This window comes from Gilvimarinus sp. 1_MG-2023 (assembly GCF_030548285.1).
The window spans coordinates 1-364 of sequence record NZ_JAUOSC010000371.1 but is presented as its reverse complement, the minus strand read 5'-3'; the positions used below and the strand labels follow the sequence as shown (position 1 = coordinate 364).

The window sequence follows — 364 nt, the reverse complement described above, 5'->3', positions numbered from 1 at the left end:
CTCAAATGGTGCAATAACAGCTTTTCTTGCCTGGTGGGTCGGTCTTTCAGAAAATGAGCGCACTGATTTTGGCGTCATTGCTCAAAACAGAAGGGCAATTCTGGTGCTATTCATACTTTGGTCACTACTTGTGACTAAAGTGGCAGAAATGTTGCTCAAAGACAGACAAAGTAGCTATATGTCTGCCTGGTGTCATCTTGGTAGGCCATACGTATAAAAGTAGATTTTTGCTGGAGTCACTTTCAATGAAGAAGCCAGATTTACTGGTCTTTGTAGGATTGGTTGTTATTTTGGGTGCTGCCATTACTGGCATGACAATCGATGAGAATCAACGTCCGTCTGCCGTCCTGGCATCGGAACATAC

Annotated in this window: 1 protein-coding gene; it reads left to right on the top strand. The window is 43.7% G+C overall.

Annotated elements, in window-relative coordinates:
- A partial coding sequence (locus Q4563_RS17245) for a hypothetical protein (RefSeq protein ID WP_303605369.1) occupies positions 1–217 on the top strand: 217 nt, incomplete at its 5' end.
- Positions 218–364: the final 147 nt, after the last annotated feature.